The following is a 16,633-nucleotide window of genomic DNA, read 5'->3' as shown; positions in this document are numbered from 1 at the left end:
CTCGTGGGAACGGGGCGTTCAGCCTTTGACGGCGCCTTCGCCGACCCCGCGGAAGAAGTACCGCTGGAGGCAGGCGAACAGGGCGATGAGCGGGGCCACGGCGATCACGGTGCCGGCGGCGACGAGGCGTTCGTCGTTGGCGAAGGTGCCGTGCAGGTAGTTGAGGCCGATGGTGAGGGTGAACTTGGAGGGGTCGCTGAGCACGATGAGGGGCCACAGGAAGTCGTCCCAGGCACCCATGAAGGCGAAGATCGCGACGACGGCGAGGGTGCCCCTGACCGACGGCAGGGCGATCCGCAGGAACCGCTGCCACGCGTTGGCGCCGTCGACGTAGGCGGCCTCCTCGATCTCGTACGGCAGGTTGAGGAAGGCGTTGCGCATCAGCAGCACGTTCATGGCGCCGACGCAGCCGGGCAGGACGACGCCGATCAGGGTGTTGTTGAGGCCGAGTTCGCGCATGGTGGTGAACTGGGCGATGATGATGCCCTCCACCGGCACGAGCATCGCGAGGACGAAGACGAGGGTGGCGATCCCGCGGCCGCGGTAGCGCAGCCGGGCCAGGGCGTAGCCGGCGAGTGCCGATCCGACGCAGTTGGTGACCACGCTCGCGCCGGCGACCTTCAGGGAGTTGAGGGCGTAGTCCCAGACGGGGATGGTGTCTGCGACCCGCTGGTAGTTGTGCAGCGTGGGGTGTTCCGGCAGGAAGCCGGGCGGCGAGCCGAAGATGTCCTCGGTCGGGCCCTTGAGCGAGGTGGACAGCTGCCACAGGAACGGGCCGACGGTCACGGCCAGGACGAGCAGCAGCAGGGCGTAGCGCAGGACCAGTTCGCCGATCCGGATGCGGCGGCCGTGTTCGTCGGTGACGCGCGCCTCCTTCGCCGGGGGCACGGTCCGCACGCGTTCCTCGGTGACGGTCATGTCCGCTCCCTCCGGTCTGCGCGCAGCACGAGGAGCATCAGCGCCACCGTCACCACGAAGACGACGACGGAGAGCGCGGAGGCGTAGCCGACCCGGCCGGTCAGTCCGGTGCCGGTCTGCTGGACGAGCATCACGAGGGTGGTGTCCTCGCCGGCCGGACCGCCGTCCGGGCCTGCCAGCAGGTAGACCTCGGAGAACGTCTTGAAGGCGGCGACCGAGGAGAGCGCTGCGACCAGCACCATGGTGGAGCGGACGGCGGGCACGGTGACGGTGAGGAAGCGCCGGACCGCGCCGGCGCCGTCCACGGCGGCGGCCTCGTGCAGTTCGCGCGGCACGTTGGCGAGCGCCGCGAGATAGATGATCATGTAGTAGCCGAGGCCCTTCCAGACCGTGACCGCCATCGCGCTGAGCAGGAGCAGCCACTGGTCGCTGAGGAAGCCGATCCGGCCGATCCCGACGGTCTCAAGGAGCGAGTTGACCAGGCCGCGTTCGTCGAGCAGCCACACCCAGATGAGCCCGACCACGACGATCGAGGCGACGACCGGGGTGTAGAAGGCGGAGCGGAAGAAGGTGATGCCGGGGATGTTCTTCTGCACCAGCAGGGCGAGCAGCAGCGGCAGGACGACGAGGGCGGGGACCACCCCGGCGATGTACAGGGTGCTGTTGCGCAGGCCGGTCCAGAACATGTCGTCGTGGATCAGCTCACGGAAGTTGGCGAGCCCGACGAAGTGCCCCGGGATCAGGGTGCGGCGGTCCGTGAAGGAGTTGACCACCGTCGAGACGAACGGGTAGAGCACGAAGGCGCCGACGACCAGCAGCCCGGGGGCGGCGAACAGCCAGGGGCTGGTGGGGAGTTGGCGCCGCACGCGGGTCACGTCGGCCATCGGGTCCTCAGCCCTCCTGCTGGAGCAGCCGGTCGCAGGCCTTGACAGCGTTGTCGAGGGCCGTCTTGGGGCTCTCCTTGCCCTGCAGCGTCTTGGCGACCTCGTTGCGCAGCGCGGTCTTCATCTGGTCGCTGAACAGGACCGGTGTGTAGTTGACCGCGTTCTTCAGCGACTTGGCGGCGGCGATGCGCACCCGGGTCTCGTCGGTGCCGTCCTCCTTGGTGAAGTACGGGTCGTCGAGGGAGCCGGCGGTGCTGGGGAAGATGGCGACCTTCTTGGCGAAGGACATCTGGTTCTGCGCGTCGGTCACGAAGTGCGCGAAGGCGACGGCGGCGGCGGTGTGCTTGGTCCGGGAGTTGACCATCACGCCCATCACGTACATGTTGACGTGGCCGGTGCTGGTGATCTGGTCGGTGATGCCGATGTTCTTGTACAGGCTCGGCGCCTGCTTCTTGAAGTTGTCGAGGTCTAGGGCGCTGCCGGGGTTCATGGCGACGGCCCCGGTGAGGAACTTCTTGCCGGTGGACTCGGGGGTCGCGGTCAGCGCCTGCGGGTCGAGCGCCTTGGCGTCGTACAACTCCTTGTACCTGGTGAGCAGTTCGACCCCCTTGGCGTCGTTGAAGGCGAACCCGGTGCCCGCCTTGTTCATCAGCTGCGAGCCGTAGCGTCCGAAGTCCTCGATCGTCGGCACGTTCGCGAGGGTGGCGACCTTGCCGTCGCTCTGCTGGGCCATCTTCAGGGCGTCGGCGAAGAGTTCGTCGTACGTCTTGGGCGGCTGCTCCGGGTCGAGTCCGGCCTGTTTGAACAGCGTCTTGTTGTAGAAGAGCGGGCCGGTGTTCAGGTACCAGGGGAAGGCGTACGTGCCGCTCGTCCCCGGTATCCGGTGGCTGGCCCAGGCGCCCGCCAGATACTCGGACTTGTACTTGGCCGCCGCCTTGTCGAGGTCGAGTGCGAGGCCCGCCTTGGCGAGCGGGGCGACCAGGTCCGGGGAGACGTTGACGACGTCGGGGAGGGTGCCGCCGGCCGCGTCTGCGCTGATCTTGTCGGCGTAGCCCTCGGCCGGCTGGTCGATCCACTTCACCTTGGTACCCGGGTACTTCTTCTCGAAGTCCGCGACCAGGCCGTCGAAGTACGGCTTGAAGTTGGCCCGCAGGTTCCAGGTCTGGAAGGTGATGTCGCCCTCGACCTTGCCCGAGGCGTCGGTGGAGCCGCCGTCGTCTCCCCCGGAACCGCAGGCGCTCAGCGGCAGGGCGAGGACGGCGGCAGCGGCGAGGGCGAAGGCTCTGCGGGAGATGCGCATGGTCCGTTGCTCCTTTGCGACGGGATCGGCGGAAGGTGCCGGGCCAGACCTTGCACGCCGTTTCCGCATCCCGTCAATGGATTCGGCGCAGCTAAAGTCATTAGTGGCGCGAAACCCCAGGTCAAAAAGGTGTTACGAACGCATTGCCGCCGATCACTAATGCGCTTTAGAGTGAGCGGACTCAAGCGCATTAGCAGAGCGCGGTCCGACCGAATGAGGAACTGAGTTGGCGGAGAAACGCACCCCCGCGCGCCGGCCGACGATGAAGGACGTCGCGCGCCGCGCCGGAGTCTCCGAGAGCGCGGTCTCCTTCGCGCTCAACGGCCGCCCCGGGGTCTCCGAGACGACCAGGGCCCGGGTCCAGCGGGTCGCCGAGCAGCTGGGCTGGCGCCCCAGCACGGCCGCCCGCGCCCTGTCCGGCGAGGGCGCGGCCACGGTCGGCTTCGTCCTGGCCCGCCCGGCGCACTCGCTGGGCGTGGACTCCTTCTTCCTCCAGCTGGTCTCGGGCATCCAGGAGGTGCTCGCCGAACGCCATCTCGGGCTGCTCTTCCAGATGGCGGAGGACGTGGCCGACGAGTGCGCGGTCTACCGCCGCTGGTGGGCGGAGCACCGCGTCGACGGCGTCCTGGTGGTGGATCCGCGCGCCGACGACCCCCGTCCCGGCCTGCTCGACGAACTCGGCCTGCCCGCCGTGGTGATCGGTGGCGCACCCGACGACCGGCACCCCGGACTGTCCACGGTGTGGGCGGACGACGCGGCCGCGATGGCGTCGGTGGTCGACGAGCTGACCGGGCTGGGCCACCGGCGCATCGTGCACATCGCCGGCCTGCCCGGCCTCGCGCACACCCAGCGCCGGATCCGCACCCTGCGCGCCGAGGCCGGCCGGCGCGGTCTCGGCGAGGTCCACTCGGTGACCACCGACTACTCCGACGCCGAGGGCGCCGCCGTCACCCGCCGCGTCCTGCGCGCGAGCCCGTCCCCGACGGCCCTGATCTACGACAACGACGTGATGGCGGTGGCCGGGGTCGCGGCGGCCGCCGAACTCGGCTACGCGGTACCGGACGACGTCTCGGTCGTCTCCTGGGAGGACTCGGCCCTGTGCCGCATGGTCAAACCCTGGCTCTCCGCCCTCTCCCGCGACAGCACCGCGTTCGGCCGCACGGCGGCACGGGAGCTGACGGCCCTGCTGGACGGCGGTGCGGCACGGGCGGTACGGGTGCCGGTGCCCCGGCTGACCGTCCGGGGCAGCACGGCACCCGCGCGCGCCTGAGCGCTCAGCCGGGTGGCGGTTCGTTCACCGCGGGCCGGCGGCGAGGATGCCGGCGGCCCCGTGCCCGGCCGCGCCGGAGGCGACGAGGCGCGCCCGCGAGTCGGACGACTCCCCCGCGTCAGGGTTCAGCCGGTCAGCGCAGGTACGGTGACCGGCGTGGCCGCCTGCCGCTCCCGCGCCACCCCCGGGGCCCGCGCCACCAGCGGGGCCGGCGCCGCCGCGGCTCCGAGGAGGGGCAGCCGCCTCTTCCCGGCCTCACCCATGCCACTCCACCTTGAACACCCACACGTGCTGTCCCGCCTTGCGGGCCGCCTCGGGCACGTCGATCACCAGGGCACCGCCGGTGACGGTCCAGGTCAGTGGCCGGCCGTGACCGAGCATCGTCACCTTGTCGCCGGCGCGGACGGGTACCGGCGCCTCGACGGTGAGCCTGGCACCCGGCCGGGTCAGGGAGTGGATGTAGAAGGCCTCGTTCGGACGGACCGTGAACCGCAGGTCCTCGCCGAGCTGGGCCATGCGCGACCAGTACGTGGTGCCGTAGACCGCCTCGCCGTTGACGGCGAGCCAGGCGCCCGTCTCGCGCAGCCGGGTCTGCATGATCTCCGGGATGGTGCCGTCGGCGCGCGGGCCGATGTCGAGGAGGAAGTTGCCGTTCTTGGAGACGATGTCGACGAGAGTGCGCACGACGTCCTCGGCGGTCATGTAGGCGTCGTCCGGGGTCTGCCGGTTGTAGCCGTAGCTGCGGGGGTCCAGGCCGCGGCTGGCCTCCCACTTGGCGACGACCGTGTCGGCGTACGTCGTGTACTCGGGTGTCGTGTAGTCGTGGAAGCCGATGCCCGAACGGTCGTTGACGGTCACGTCGACGGGGCGGTGGCGGTTCTTGGCATGGTTGAAGTACTCGGCGAGGACGTCGACGCTGTCGTTGGCGCCGCCGATGTCGCACCAGATGATCTCCGGGTCGTAGCCGTGGATCAGTTCGAGCAGCTGCGGGGCCTGGTAGTCCCGCACGAAGTCCCTGCCCGCGGTGTATCCGGTGTACGGCAGCGGATCCAGGGTGTAGGGGTTGCGCGGGGCGTGGCCCATCCAGGGGCTGTCGGGGTTGAACCACTCCGGCATGGAGAAGTAGAGACCGCGGTGGAGTTCGGGCGCGTGGCGCCGGGACGCGTCGAACAGTTCCCTGACCAGGTCGCGTCTGGGGCCCAGTCGGACGGCGTTGCGGCCGGAGACCTTGGTGTCCCACAGGGCGAAGCCCTCGTGGTGCTTGGAGGTCAGGACGTGGTACTGGGCTCCGGCGTCCCGGAACAGCTCCACCCAGGCACGCGGATCGAACTTCTCGGCGGTGAAACGGGGGATGAAGTCGTCGTAGGCGAAGTCCGCGCCGTAGGTGTCCCGGTGGTAGGCATGGGTGGGGTTGCCCGGGTCCTGCATCTGGTCCCAGTACCACTCGGCGTACTGCACCCCGACCGGCGCCCACGCGGGCACCGAGTAGACGCCCCAGTGGATGAAGATGCCGAACTTGGCGTCGTTGAACCAGTACGGCGCCCGGTGGCCGGCCAGCGAGGTCTCGGTGGGCTGGTAGTCGGCGGTGCCGAGCGTCAGCGGGCCGCGCCGGGCGGCGGCCTGGGCGCCGCGTCCGCGTACACGCACCGTGCCGTCCTCGGCGGTGCCGGGCGCGGTGCCCGTGCGGTTGCGGATGCCGACGTGGACGCGTGCCTGTTCGCCGGGGTCGAGGCGGCGGATGCGGGCGGGCTCGACCGTGCGGGCACCGGGGACGTCGACACGTACGGAGACCGCGTCGCCCGCCAGGATCGCCACGGTGCCCGCGTTGACGACGGTGGCCTCGACGCTCTGGGCGCCGGTGGCGGTGAGCAGCGAGCTGGTGGACCGGGTGTCGCGCAGGACCAGTGCCCGCCCCTGGGCGACGGGCTGGAGGGAGAGCGCGAAGACGTGCAGGGCGGTCTTGCCCGCCTCGGCCGGGTTGGTGACCGGCAGGGTGAGGGCGACGGCCTCGCGTCCCGGGTCGATCCACACCTCCGAGGTACCGATCCCGACGCTGTGCTCGTCCTTGCCGCCGTCCGGCCGACGGCGGTACGGCGCCGACAGGGGGCCGCCCACCGCGTACCAGTCGCCGCCGCTCAGGGTGGCGGTGCTGGTCGTGCCGTCGGCGTAGTGCACGGTGGCCGTGCCGGAGGCGCTGCCGTAGCTGCCGGCGGTGAGGAAGAGGGCCGACAGGTAGCGGCCCTTGGGCAGGTCCAGGCGCTGGCCCAGCGCGACGACGTTGTTCTTCGCGCCCGCGGTGGCGGCCGGGAAGTCGAAGGGGACGCCGTCGACCTCGATGCGGCCGGCCGGGAGTTCCTCGCCCGGGAACGTGTAGCCGGAGCCGTCGAAGTCACCGCCCTGGGCGGCGGCGGTGTCGATGCCATCGTTGTCATAGAGGGAGTCGAGCGGTACGGGAACCGGGTCGGGGACGGGAACCCAGGACGGCGCCTCCCCCGCCCGGACCCGCGCACCGGCCGGCCCGGCCTCGGCCGGCCCGGCGGCATGCGCTTCGGTCGGCGCGGCCAGGGGCAGGGCGGCCGCCGCGGCGGCGCCCGCCGCGATCCCCAGGACCTGACGTCGTCTTGGACTAGGAGACATGCTCATTGCGCGGCTCCATTCATCGGATGTCTGATGATCGAGCGGGCTCTGAATCCTGTCAATGGGGCGCGCACCAACGGAAGTTCACCAAGTCGTCGGATGACCTGAGGGAAAGGTGCCGCCGCCGATGGCCGCTCCGCGGCCCCTCCGCTCCGCATGACCAGCGGCCGAGCCCCTCGACGCGGAGCCCGCGGCGAGGCAGAGTGCCTTTTCGTACCGACGAGTAAGACGCATTCCGCACCCCGAGGAGCGCCCGTGACCGACTGGGCCGGCCGGACCGCCACAGACATAGCCGCCGCCGTACGCGAGAAGCGGGCCACTCCCCGGGACGTGGTCGCCGCGCATCTGGAGCGGATCGCCCGGCTGGACGGGCGGATCGGCGCCTTCCGCAAGGTCCGGGCGGACGCGGCGCTCGCGGAGGCGGACGAGGTCGCGGCCCGCGCCGACCTCGCCGGACTTCCCCTCGCCGGGGTGCCGTTGGCGGTGAAGGACAATCTGGCGGTGCGCGGCGAGGCGCATCTGGACGGTTCCGCCGCGATGCCGGACGCGCCCGCCGACGCGGACCATGTCACCGTGGCCCGGCTGCGGGCGGCGGGCGCGGTGGTCATCGGCCTGACCAACGTGCCCGAGCTGTGCGTCTTCGGCACCACCGAGGGGGCTCACGGCGTCACCCGCAACCCGTGGGACACCCGGCGCAGCGCGGGCGGCTCCTCGGGCGGCAGCGCGGCCGCGGTCGCCGCCGGGCTCGCGCCGATCGCCCTCGGCAACGACGGCATGGGCTCGCTGCGCATCCCCGCGGCCAACTGCGGTCTGGTCACCATCAAACCGGGATCCGGGGTGGTACCGGCCGGGATCGGCAACGGCGACTGGTTCGGCATGTCGGAGAACGGGCCGCTGGCGACCACCGTGGCGGACGCCCGGCTGATGCTCGCGGTGCTGGCGCAGCGGGAGTTCGAGAGCGCCGGGCAGCACACCCCGCGGAGGATCGCCGTCTCGCTGCGCAGCCCGCTGGTCGGGACCACCGTGAGCAGGCCGTATACGAAGGCGGTGACGGAGGCGGCCGGGCTGCTGGCGGGCACCGGGCACGAGCTGCGGCGCGCCGAGCCGCCGTATCCGACCTCGATCGGGGTCACCGCGCTCCGGCACTGGACCGCCGGGACAGCCGTGGACGCGGCGGGCCTGGACCCCGCCCTGCTGGCCCGGCGGACCCGGGTGCACGCGGCCGTCGGGCGCCGCTTCCTGCGCGGGGTGCGGGTGGGCGACGCCCGCGAGCGGCTGCGCGCCCGGCTCACCCCGTTCTTCGCCGAGTACGACGTGCTGCTCACCCCGGCCCTGGCCCGCCACGCTCCGCTCGCTGCCCCCTGGCACCAGCGGGGCTGGCTGCGCAACGTCCTGGCCGGAACCAGCCACTCCCCGCTGACCCCGGCCTGGAACCTGACCGGCTGGCCCGCCATGTCGGTCCCGTTCGGCACGCTGCCCTCGGGCGCCCCCTGCGCCGTACAACTGGTGGGCAGGCCGGGCTCGGAGGCGGTCCTGCTGGAGGTGGCCCGGCAACTGGAGACGCTCCGGCCGTGGCAGCGGACGGCGCCGCTCGGCTAGGGCCCGCCTCTCGGAAAGGACCCCGAGGCGGTGGTCCGCCGGGTCACAGGGCTCGGTACATGATGTGCAGGCCGACCGGTCCGTGTTTCGGGTGGTCGAAGGCGCGCGGGACCGTGCCGAGGATCGTGAAGCCGAGGGAGGTCCACAGGGCCACGGCGGGGTTGGTCTCGACGACGGCGTTGAAGACCATCGCCCGGTAGCCGTGCGCCCGGGCCTCGGCGAGGACGTGCTCGGCGAGTGCGCGCCCGATGCCCCGGCCGCCCTGGTCGGGATCGACCATGAAGCCGGCGTTGGCGACGCCGGCGGCGGGGCCACCGTAGTTGGGGGTGAGGTAGGCGGAGCCGACGACGGTCCCGGTGGGGTCCTCGGCGACGTAGACACGTTTCGCCGGGCCCATCCACAGGGCGCGGGCCGCCTGCTCGGAGGTGCCGGGGTCCCATCCGTACGTCTCGGCGGCGGCGACGATCCGGTGCCAGAAGGGCCAGATCTGCGGCCAGTCGGCCGCGGTGGCTTCTCTGATCAGCATGGGCGTGAGTCTCGCACGCCCATGCGCGTCGGCGATCGCGACGGAACAGCCCTGCGGTCAGTCCACGCTCGGCAGGATGTGGGGCTCGGCGAGGTCCTCCTCGTAACCCGCGAGGCGGATCGGGGCGGAACGGGCCCACACGTCGAGGCTGCCGAGCTGTCCGGGCCGGGTGCCCGCGCGCTCCGTGCGTTCCTTGGGGCGCTGCTCGCGATTCGTCTTCTCAGGTGTCACCGCGCACTCCTTATGTGTCGGTCACCCTCGGGGCGTGCCGGACGGTCTGCGTTCCGGTGCCCGGCGCCCGCTCGGGTCTGGATGGAAGGCCAGTTCGGACGCGGTGGCGCCGGTACTTCACAAGAGAGCAGGCCTGGTCGACCGGCTTGTCCCGGGACGGACCGTGGGTGTGGGTGGGACCCCTTGTTGCTGTCCGCCCCCCCTAGGTTAACCAAATGAGCAGGGGTCCGCTCGATCGGGAGTGCAAACAAGGTGTAACTATCGCGAGTCATTGCGCACGTCGATGACCCGGAATTGCACCCTCTTGTACCACAATGCTCTTTTCGTCCGCCACCCGCCCAGCCCGCCGCACGAACATCTCTTCGAACAAACAGGTCTGCGCTTTCTTCACGGGCTGCGCAGTTCAGCCCGCGTTGGCCGGGTCGAAAACTCGACCTGATCCGATGGCGCAGGACAACGGCTGTCTCGCGGAAGGACTGACGCATGGAGCTGCGCAGCGTCGAGGAGCTGATGGATCTGCTGTACGCCTGCCGGCACCAGCGCGCCCTGCGCACCGCGGCACTGCTGCGCCGCGGCCGCCCCGCCGACAAGGAGCTCCAGGTCGCCGGCCTGGTGCACGGCATCAAGGAACCGCCGGGCCCCGCCGACGGCGCCGCGCACGCGGTACGCCACCTGCTCGGGGAACGCGTCTACCACCTCGTCCGCGGGGACGGCGCCGCCACCCACGACGACGTGCTGCGACTGCGCCAGGCCGACGAGGAGAGCCGCACCGCACGCTTCGACGCGGGCGTCCTGGAGGACTGGCGGACCGTCCTGGAACTGGTCGCCGCCCGCAACTCCCGTCTGGGGGCTGTTGACTGACGGTCCGTCATGAGACGGTACGGCGATGACGTCGTCGTACGGGTTCAGGGGCAGGGCGGCCGTCGTCACCGGCGGCACGCGCGGGATCGGGCGCGCGGTCGCCGAGGCGCTCTCGGCGGCCGGTGCGCTGGTGTGCGTGAGCGCGCGGGACGCGGACGAGGTGCGGCGTACGGCCGCGGAGCTGGGCGGGGTCGGCCTGCCGGGCAGCGTCGCCGAGCCTGAGCACGCCCGGGAGCTGACCCGGCTGGCGCTGACCGAGTTCGGGCGGCTGGACATCCTCGTCAACAACGCGGCGACCAACCGCCCGTACGGCTCGCTCATGGACGCCGACCTGGGCGTGTGGCGGGAGGCGTTCACGGTCAACGTGGAGGCACCGCTGCGGCTGACGCAGTGCGCGTGGCGGGGCTGGATGCGGGAGCACGGCGGCTCGGTGGTCAACATCTGCACGGAGGGCGCGGCCCATGTCGGCCCCCACGTGGGGGCGTACGGCACCAGCAAGGCCGCACTCCTGCACCTGACCCGGCAACTGGCGGGCGAACTGGCCCCCCGGGTACGCGTCAACTCGGTCTCACCGGGCCTGGTCCGCACCGAGATGGCCCGCTTCATGTGGGAGCCGCGGGAGGACGAGATCGCGGCGGGGCTCCCGATGGGGCGGATCGGCGAGCCGGAGGACGTGGCGGGGGCGGTGCTGTGGCTGTGCTCGGACGCCGCGCGGTGGGTGACCGGAGCGGACCTGGTGGTGGACGGCGGTACCCGGGTCCGGGCGGCACGCACCACCACGTAGGGGCGCGGGGCCGTCCCGCTCGGCGGCTGCCACCGCGCCGACCCGACCGACGGCGTCTCACGACGTCGCAGGCGCGACCCCCGGGGGCGCGGGGCAGAAGCTGCATGCGGCTCCGCCGCGTGGGCGCGACCAGCGCCAGCCCCCACGCACCCGCACCCGCACCCGCACCCGCACCCGCACCCGCACGATCACGCAGGACTTACCACTTGCCCGGCTCGTAGTCCTTCAGGAAGACCCCGTACACGTCCTCCCCCTCCTCGCCGCGCACGATCGGGTCGTAGACCCGGGCCGCCCCGTCGACCAGGTCGAGCGGCGCGTGGAAGCCCTCCTCGGCCAGCCGCAGCTTGTCGTAGTGCGGCCGCTCGTCTGTGATCCATCCCGTGTCGACGGAGGTCATGAGGATGCCGTCGGCCTCGAACATCTCCGTCGCGCTCGTCCGCGTGACCATGTTCATGGCAGCCTTGGCGGCGTTGGTGTTGGGGTGCCCGGCGCCCTTGTAGCCGCGGCCGAAGACGCCCTCCATCGCCGAGACGTTGACGACGTACGACCGTTTGCGCGCCGCCTGCCTCGCGGCCGCGGCCATGGCCGGGCGCAGTGCGCTGATCAGGATGAACGGCGACGTGTAGTTGCAGAGCTGGGTCTCCAGGAGCTCCACCGGGGAGATCTGGTCGATGGTCTGCACCCAGGTGTTGGTGTCGACGACGTCCGGGACGAGGCCGCCCGCGTCGATGGCGGTGCCGTCGAGGTGCCGGGCCACGCTGGCGTTGCCCGCGACGAGGGCCAGGCCGGCGACCTGCTGCGCGTCCAGGCCGCTGGTACCGAGGGGCAGCGCGGCGATGCCGTCGACGGCTCCGGAGTTGAAGGCGCCGATGACGTGGTGGGCGGGGAGCTCACCGGCGGGCAGCGGGGCGCTCTCGCCCTCCACCAGGGCGGCGTACGCGGAGGGCAGCCGGCGTACGGTCTGGGTCGCGTTGTTGATCAGGATGTCCAGCGGGCCCGCCGCGCTGACCTGCTCCGCGAGGGCGACGGCCTGCGCCGGGTCGCGCAGGTCGATGCCGACGACCTCCAGGCGGTGCAGCCAGTTCGCCGAGTCCTCCATCGCCTTGAAGCGGCGGATGGCGTCCTTCGGGAAACGGGTGGTGATCGTCGTGTGGGCGCCGTCGCGCAGCAGCCGCAGCGCGATGTACATGCCGATCTTGGCGCGGCCGCCGGTGAGCAGGGCGCGCTTGCCGGTGAGGTCGGCGCGGGCGTCGCGCTTGGCCCGGTTCAGCCGGGCGCAGTCCGGGCAGAGCTGGTGGTAGAAGTAGTCGACCTCGACATAGCGGGTCTTGCAGGTGTAGCAGGAGCGCGGGCGCTGGAGTATCCCCGCGACCCTGCCCTCGTCGGTCCGGGAGGAGGGCAGCAGGCCCTCGGTCTCGTCGTCGATGCGCTGGGCGGAGCCGGTCGCGGTGGCCTCGGTGACCGCCTTGTCGTGGGCGGTCTTGGCGGCCCGGCGCTCCTGGCGGCGGCGCTGCTTGACCGTGCGGTAGACGCCGGCCGTGGCCCGGCGCACCGCGATGGCGTCCGGGTGGTCGACCTCCAGCTCGTCCAGCTCCGCGAGCACGCTGAGGCAGACGGCGAGCCGCTCGGGGTCGATGCCGGGGCCGTAGACCACGGCCTCCACCGTGTCCTCGGCCGCCGGGCCGTCCTGTGTCACCGTCATCGCGCTGCCGCTTCCCTGGTCCACCAGCGGCGCTCCGACTCGCGCCCGCTTTCGAACCAGGAATTTTACGGAGCGCCCGGCGTTACCTCCAAACTCGACCGGATCATGGATCGCAGACCGCGATCAGCGAGTCCACCTCGTCGGTGACCGCGCGGGCCAGCACGTGGAGGTCCGGGACGGCGCTCGCGTCGGCGACCAGGCCGTAGTGGACGCGGTTGCGGTAGGTGGAGATGGCGACGGCCAGGGACTGGCCGGGCGCGAGCGGGGCCAGCGGATAGACCGCCGTGAGCGGGTGCCCGCCGAGGCGCAGACCGACGCCGGGCAGCGGCACGCTGGTGACCAGGATGTCGAACCACAGCCGGGCGGCCTGGCCGACCAGCGGCCCGCCGAGCCGGTGCCCGAGCGCGGGCACGTGGTCGGCGAGCAGGGCGACGGCACCGGCGCCCCGGTTGGGGCCGGCGTCCTTGTTGCGGACCATCGCCGTGCGGACGCGGTCGAGGCGGGCGAGCGGGTCGGGGTTGTCGACCGGGAGCCGTATCAGATACCCGGAGAGCCGGTTGCCCTGTGGGGTGGCGGTGCGCGGGCGGCGCTTGGCGACCGGGATCAGGGCGCGCGGCGCGACACCCTCGGTGCCGTCGCCGCGCTCGTCCAGCCAGCGGCGCAGGGCACCGGCGACGACGGCGATCAGGACGTCGTTGACGGTGCCGCCGACGGCCTTGCGGACCCGGTGCACGTCGTCGATGTCGAGGTCGACCCCGGCGATGCTCCGGGTGCCGGTCGGCTCGGACTTCAGTGCGGCCGAAGAGCTCACCCCGAGGGCGGACAGGGCGACGGAGGCGCCGATGTCGAGGGCCCTGCCCACGTCCGAGAGGGCGCCGCGCACCAGCTCGGGCAGCCTGCGCACGTCGGGCAGCGCGAGCATCGGGCGCGGCGGCTCGATCGAGCGGGGGGCACGCGCGGGCAGGTCGAGCGGGTCCATGACCCCGGCGGCCAGCTTGAGGGCGCGCAGCCCGTCGGCGAGGGCGTGGTGGAACTTGAACAGCACCGCGAAGGACACCCCGTCCTCGCCGGGCAGCACATGCGCCTCCCACGGCGGCCGGCCGCGCTCCAGGGGACGCTCCATCAGCCGGCTCGCGACGGCCTGGAAGTCCGAGGTCGGCGCGTGCAGCCGGACGTGGTCGAGGGGGTCGAAGTCCGGGTCGCTCTCGCGGGCGGCGCCGCCGAACGCGAGCGGCTGCCAGACGTCCCGGATGCGCATGCGCAGTCCAGGCACGGCGGCGGCCCGCGCCGCGAGCAGGTCGGCGGCGTGCGCGCCGGCGGTCGGCGAGTGCGCCGAGAACACGCCGAGCGCCCCGAGGTGCATCGGGTGCCGGTCGGACTCGATGTTCCAGAACGCCAGATCGAGAGGTGCGAGCAGGTCAGCGGTCGCAGTCATCAAAACGGGTGCCTCGCGTCGGACGAAGGGTGGATCAGCAGTCAAACGCCGACTCACGATTACGGTCAAGTACGATCAGGCTACGCTCAGTTAACAGCAGATTAAGTCCCGCCCGCTCCGAAAGAGGCGGGGCGCAAGGGACACCTGAGGTCACTTCAGCACCGGTGGCCCCGCCTCGGGTGACGTACCCCACTCCGACGGGCGCGAGCCGACCGTGAACGCCAGCGACCGCAGGGAGCGCAGCGCGCCGGTCGTCAGATAGGTACGGCCGTAGTCGGTGTCGTCGGTACGGGCCCGCTGGATGTACCGGTGCTCGGCGGAGGTGCCCGGCGCGGTCACCGTGAACCCGCCGCTCGGCCAGAAGCGGCGGTCGAGTCGGACGTCGGCCCGGTCGAAGACGGGCGTGGACAGTCCCCAGGTGCCGTAGCCGGGCTGCACCGGGAAGATGCCGAGGGACGACAGCACGTTCCAGGCGGACATGGTGCCGAGGTCGTCGTTGCCGGTCATACCGGTCGGTCCGTCGGTGAACAGGGTCAGCGCCGCGTGCACCACGTCGGTGGTCTTCCAGGGCTGGCCGGTGGAGAGATAGGCGTACGGGGCGGTCAGGTCGGGCTCGTTCATGGGGTTGTACACGGCCGCGTTGTAGTAGGCGTACGCGTTGCCGTGCACCCACACCTCGCGCGCGGTCCTCTCCGGGTCGGCGAGCAGCTTGTCGTAGGCGAAGAAGGAGTCGAGCCGTGCGTTGGCGGCGCGCTCGCCGCCGATCAGGGAGATCACGCCGGGCAGGTCCTGCGGGACGAGCCACTGGTACTGCCAGGCGGTGCCCTCGTGGAAGCCGATGCCGCGGGCCGGGTCGGGGTCGCCGGTGAAGGCGCCGGAGGCGTCGCGGGCGCGGAAGAAGCCGGTGGAGGGGTCGAAGACGTTGCGGTAGTTCTGCGCCCGGGTGGCGTAGCGGGCCGCGTCCGCGCCGTGGCCGAGGTCCCGGGCCATCTGCCCGAGCATCGCGTCGGACAGCGCGTACTCCAGGGTGACGGAGGCGCCGTGGTCGTAGTCGGAGTCGCCCACCTTGGCGTGCGGGCGGCCCTTGAGGTACGGCGCGAACCCGTCGGCGAGGTACTCGGCGTTGGCCTCGCGGCCGACCCCGGCGTTGGCGGCCGGCGGCACGCCGTCGGCGTTCTTCCGCAGCGCCCGGTAGGCCCGCTCCTCGTACCCCTTGAGCAGGCCCAGTTGGTAGGCGGTGGTCAGGAACGGGGTGACCGGGTCGCCGGTCATGATGTTCGTCTCGACCGTGCCGTAGCCCCACTTGGGCAGCCAGCCGCCCTCCTCGTCGATCTTCAGCACCGACAGCGCCATGTCACGTGCCTCACGCGGGGCGAGCAGGGCGAGCGCCTGGGCCTGGGTGCGGTAGGTGTCCCAGAGCGACCAGTTCTGGTAGTAGGTGAACCCCCGGGCGCGATGGACCCGGCGGTCCCAGCCGGTGTAGCGGCCGTCGGCGTCACCGCCGACGTTGGGCGCGAGGAAGGTCCGGTACAGGGAGGAGTAGAAGGTACGGCGGAGGGTCGGCGAGCCGCCCCGCACGCGGACACCGGCGAGCCGCCGCTCCCAGGCGTCCTGGGCCTGCCGCCGTACCGTGTCGAACGGACGTCCGCCTTCGGCACGCAGGTTGGCCTCGGCGCCGTGCGCGTCCACGTACGACAGGGCGGTGGTCGCCTCGACCGTACGGTCCCGGGTGGTGTCGAAGCGGACGTAGGCGCCGTCGGCCCCGGTGCGGGAACCGGGGGTGAGCGCGGTGCCGTTCCAGGTGCCGTACGCGATGAAGGGGCGGCTGAAGCGGGTGACCGTGTAGACGGTGTAGGGGGCCGTCTCGCGGCAGAAGCCGTGTCCTGTGATCCTGGTGCGGACCGTGTGGTCGTCGAGGATCTCGACCTCGCTGCCGACCGGCTTGTGCAACGCCTGGGCCGCGTTGAGCAGGACGTTCGCCTTGCCGGTGGCCGGGAAGGTGTAGCGCTGGACGCCGGTGCGGGCGGTGGCGGTCAACTCGGCCGTCACGCCCGAGTCGAGGCCGACCCGGTAGTAGCCGGGGCGCGCCGCCTCGTCGGCGTGGTCGAACCCGGCGGCGTACCGGGCGTAGTCCGTCTGTGTGACGTCCCCGGTGGTGGGCAGCACGGGCAGGTCGCCGCCGATGGCACAGCCGACGCCGGAGAGGTGGACCAGGGAGAAGCCGCGGATCCGGTGCTGGGAGTAGTCGTAGCCGGTGCTGTGCCCGGTGTCCGGGGAGAGTTGCACCATGCCGAAGGGCACGGCCGCGCCGGGGAACGTGTTGCCCTCGTCCTGGCTGCCGATGAAGGGGTTCACCAGGTCGGTGAGGTGGCCGTCGGCCGGTCCGGCGGCACCTGCGGCGGGGGCGGTGAACAGCGCGGACGCCGTCAGTACCCCGGCGAGGCACAGCCGTGTGCGCCGGGTCCCTCTCATGTCGGATGACCTCC

The 16,633-nt window shown here is 72.0% G+C and carries 14 protein-coding genes; 4 read left to right on the top strand and 10 right to left on the bottom strand.

Annotation, left to right across the window (positions count from 1 at the left end; genetic code table 11):
• Positions 1-18: 18 nt before the first annotated feature.
• Genes LQ326_RS03305 through LQ326_RS03295 form a run of 3 tightly spaced genes read right to left on the bottom strand, consistent with a single transcriptional unit; the run spans position 19 to position 3,102 of the window.
• Entirely contained in the window at positions 19-918 is a 900-nt protein-coding gene (locus LQ326_RS03305; RefSeq protein WP_234532124.1) for a carbohydrate ABC transporter permease, read from the bottom strand.
• Positions 915-1,802 carry a carbohydrate ABC transporter permease gene (locus LQ326_RS03300; protein ID WP_234532123.1) on the bottom strand — a complete coding sequence of 296 codons (888 nt, stop codon included), beginning with the start codon at positions 1,800-1,802 and terminating at the stop codon, positions 915-917. Before LQ326_RS03300 ends, LQ326_RS03305 begins: the two co-directional genes overlap by 4 nt.
• A 7-nt stretch (positions 1,803-1,809) precedes the next feature.
• A complete protein-coding gene (locus LQ326_RS03295) occupies positions 1,810-3,102 on the bottom strand; it encodes an ABC transporter substrate-binding protein (RefSeq protein WP_234532122.1) in 1,293 nt (430 codons plus the stop codon).
• Between the two features lie 226 nt (positions 3,103-3,328).
• Between LQ326_RS03295 and LQ326_RS03290 the strand changes: the two genes are divergently transcribed.
• Positions 3,329-4,372 (top strand): LacI family DNA-binding transcriptional regulator, encoded by a 1,044-nt coding sequence (locus LQ326_RS03290; protein ID WP_234532120.1) that lies wholly within the window; start codon positions 3,329-3,331, stop codon positions 4,370-4,372.
• A 125-nt stretch (positions 4,373-4,497) separates the two neighbouring features.
• Here LQ326_RS03290 and LQ326_RS03285 read toward each other — a convergent pair whose 3' ends face one another.
• Together LQ326_RS03285 and LQ326_RS03280 are read right to left on the bottom strand one after the other, a co-directional pair.
• Positions 4,498-4,635 (bottom strand): hypothetical protein, encoded by a 138-nt coding sequence (locus LQ326_RS03285; RefSeq protein ID WP_234532119.1) that lies wholly within the window; start codon positions 4,633-4,635, stop codon positions 4,498-4,500.
• Positions 4,628-7,009 carry an alpha-L-fucosidase gene (locus LQ326_RS03280; protein ID WP_234532830.1) on the bottom strand — a complete coding sequence of 794 codons (2,382 nt, stop codon included), beginning with the start codon at positions 7,007-7,009 and terminating at the stop codon, positions 4,628-4,630. The genes LQ326_RS03285 and LQ326_RS03280 overlap by 8 nt, the downstream gene beginning before the upstream one ends.
• Positions 7,010-7,264: 255 nt before the next feature.
• On the opposite strand from LQ326_RS03280, the gene LQ326_RS03275 reads away from it, so the two are divergent.
• Entirely contained in the window at positions 7,265-8,608 is a 1,344-nt protein-coding gene (locus tag LQ326_RS03275; protein ID WP_234532118.1) for an amidase, read from the top strand.
• 43 nt (positions 8,609-8,651) lie between these two features.
• Here LQ326_RS03275 and LQ326_RS03270 read toward each other — a convergent pair whose 3' ends face one another.
• Together LQ326_RS03270 and LQ326_RS03265 are read right to left on the bottom strand one after the other, a co-directional pair.
• A complete protein-coding gene (locus LQ326_RS03270) occupies positions 8,652-9,134 on the bottom strand; it encodes a GNAT family N-acetyltransferase (protein ID WP_234532117.1) in 483 nt (160 codons plus the stop codon).
• A gap of 57 nt (positions 9,135-9,191) precedes the next feature.
• Positions 9,192-9,365, bottom strand: coding sequence for a hypothetical protein (locus LQ326_RS03265; protein WP_107436349.1), 174 nt, complete (start codon positions 9,363-9,365; stop codon positions 9,192-9,194).
• Positions 9,366-9,848: 483 nt separating this feature from the next.
• On the opposite strand from LQ326_RS03265, the gene LQ326_RS03260 reads away from it, so the two are divergent.
• Both LQ326_RS03260 and LQ326_RS03255 read left to right on the top strand, forming a co-directional pair.
• The gene (locus LQ326_RS03260) at positions 9,849-10,226 is read left to right on the top strand and encodes a hypothetical protein (RefSeq protein ID WP_234532116.1); all 378 of its coding nucleotides are present in this window, start codon (positions 9,849-9,851) and stop codon (positions 10,224-10,226) included.
• A gap of 25 nt (positions 10,227-10,251) precedes the next feature.
• A complete protein-coding gene (locus tag LQ326_RS03255) occupies positions 10,252-11,010 on the top strand; it encodes an SDR family oxidoreductase (protein ID WP_234532114.1) in 759 nt (252 codons plus the stop codon).
• A gap of 199 nt (positions 11,011-11,209) precedes the next feature.
• Here the strand turns inward: LQ326_RS03255 and LQ326_RS03250 are convergent, their stop codons facing one another.
• The 3 genes from LQ326_RS03250 to LQ326_RS03240 all read right to left on the bottom strand — a co-directional run bounded on the left by LQ326_RS03250 (position 11,210) and on the right by LQ326_RS03240 (position 16,619).
• A complete protein-coding gene (locus LQ326_RS03250) occupies positions 11,210-12,712 on the bottom strand; it encodes an SDR family NAD(P)-dependent oxidoreductase (protein WP_234532112.1) in 1,503 nt (500 codons plus the stop codon).
• Positions 12,713-12,815: 103 nt separating this feature from the next.
• Positions 12,816-14,147, bottom strand: a complete 1,332-nt coding sequence (locus LQ326_RS03245; protein WP_234532110.1) for a wax ester/triacylglycerol synthase family O-acyltransferase — start codon at positions 14,145-14,147, stop codon at positions 12,816-12,818.
• A 150-nt stretch (positions 14,148-14,297) separates the two neighbouring features.
• Entirely contained in the window at positions 14,298-16,619 is a 2,322-nt protein-coding gene (locus LQ326_RS03240) for a GH92 family glycosyl hydrolase (RefSeq protein ID WP_234532109.1), read from the bottom strand.
• Positions 16,620-16,633: the final 14 nt, after the last annotated feature.

It is taken from the genome of Streptomyces shenzhenensis, from assembly GCF_021462265.1.
Lineage (GTDB): Bacteria > Actinomycetota > Actinomycetes > Streptomycetales > Streptomycetaceae > Streptomyces > Streptomyces shenzhenensis.
The sequence above is the reverse complement of the archived record's forward strand: the minus strand, read 5'-3'. Positions and strand labels throughout refer to the sequence as shown.

What these genes read in the sequence shown, in the direction of transcription:
- LQ326_RS03250 (WP_234532112.1), bottom strand. Translation starts at nt 12,712, where the DNA reads ATGACGGTGACACAGGACGGCCCGGCGGCCGAGGACACGGTGGAGGCC.
- LQ326_RS03280 (WP_234532830.1), bottom strand. Translation starts at nt 7,009, where the DNA reads ATGTCTCCTAGTCCAAGACGACGTCAGGTCCTGGGGATCGCGGCGGGC.
- LQ326_RS03255 (WP_234532114.1), top strand. Translation starts at nt 10,252, where the DNA reads ATGACGTCGTCGTACGGGTTCAGGGGCAGGGCGGCCGTCGTCACCGGC.
- LQ326_RS03305 (WP_234532124.1), bottom strand. Translation starts at nt 918, where the DNA reads ATGACCGTCACCGAGGAACGCGTGCGGACCGTGCCCCCGGCGAAGGAG.
- LQ326_RS03245 (WP_234532110.1), bottom strand. Translation starts at nt 14,147, where the DNA reads ATGACTGCGACCGCTGACCTGCTCGCACCTCTCGATCTGGCGTTCTGG.
- LQ326_RS03270 (WP_234532117.1), bottom strand. Translation starts at nt 9,134, where the DNA reads ATGCTGATCAGAGAAGCCACCGCGGCCGACTGGCCGCAGATCTGGCCC.
- LQ326_RS03285 (WP_234532119.1), bottom strand. Translation starts at nt 4,635, where the DNA reads ATGGGTGAGGCCGGGAAGAGGCGGCTGCCCCTCCTCGGAGCCGCGGCG.
- LQ326_RS03260 (WP_234532116.1), top strand. Translation starts at nt 9,849, where the DNA reads ATGGAGCTGCGCAGCGTCGAGGAGCTGATGGATCTGCTGTACGCCTGC.
- LQ326_RS03295 (WP_234532122.1), bottom strand. Translation starts at nt 3,102, where the DNA reads ATGCGCATCTCCCGCAGAGCCTTCGCCCTCGCCGCTGCCGCCGTCCTC.
- LQ326_RS03240 (WP_234532109.1), bottom strand. Translation starts at nt 16,619, where the DNA reads ATGAGAGGGACCCGGCGCACACGGCTGTGCCTCGCCGGGGTACTGACG.
- LQ326_RS03300 (WP_234532123.1), bottom strand. Translation starts at nt 1,802, where the DNA reads ATGGCCGACGTGACCCGCGTGCGGCGCCAACTCCCCACCAGCCCCTGG.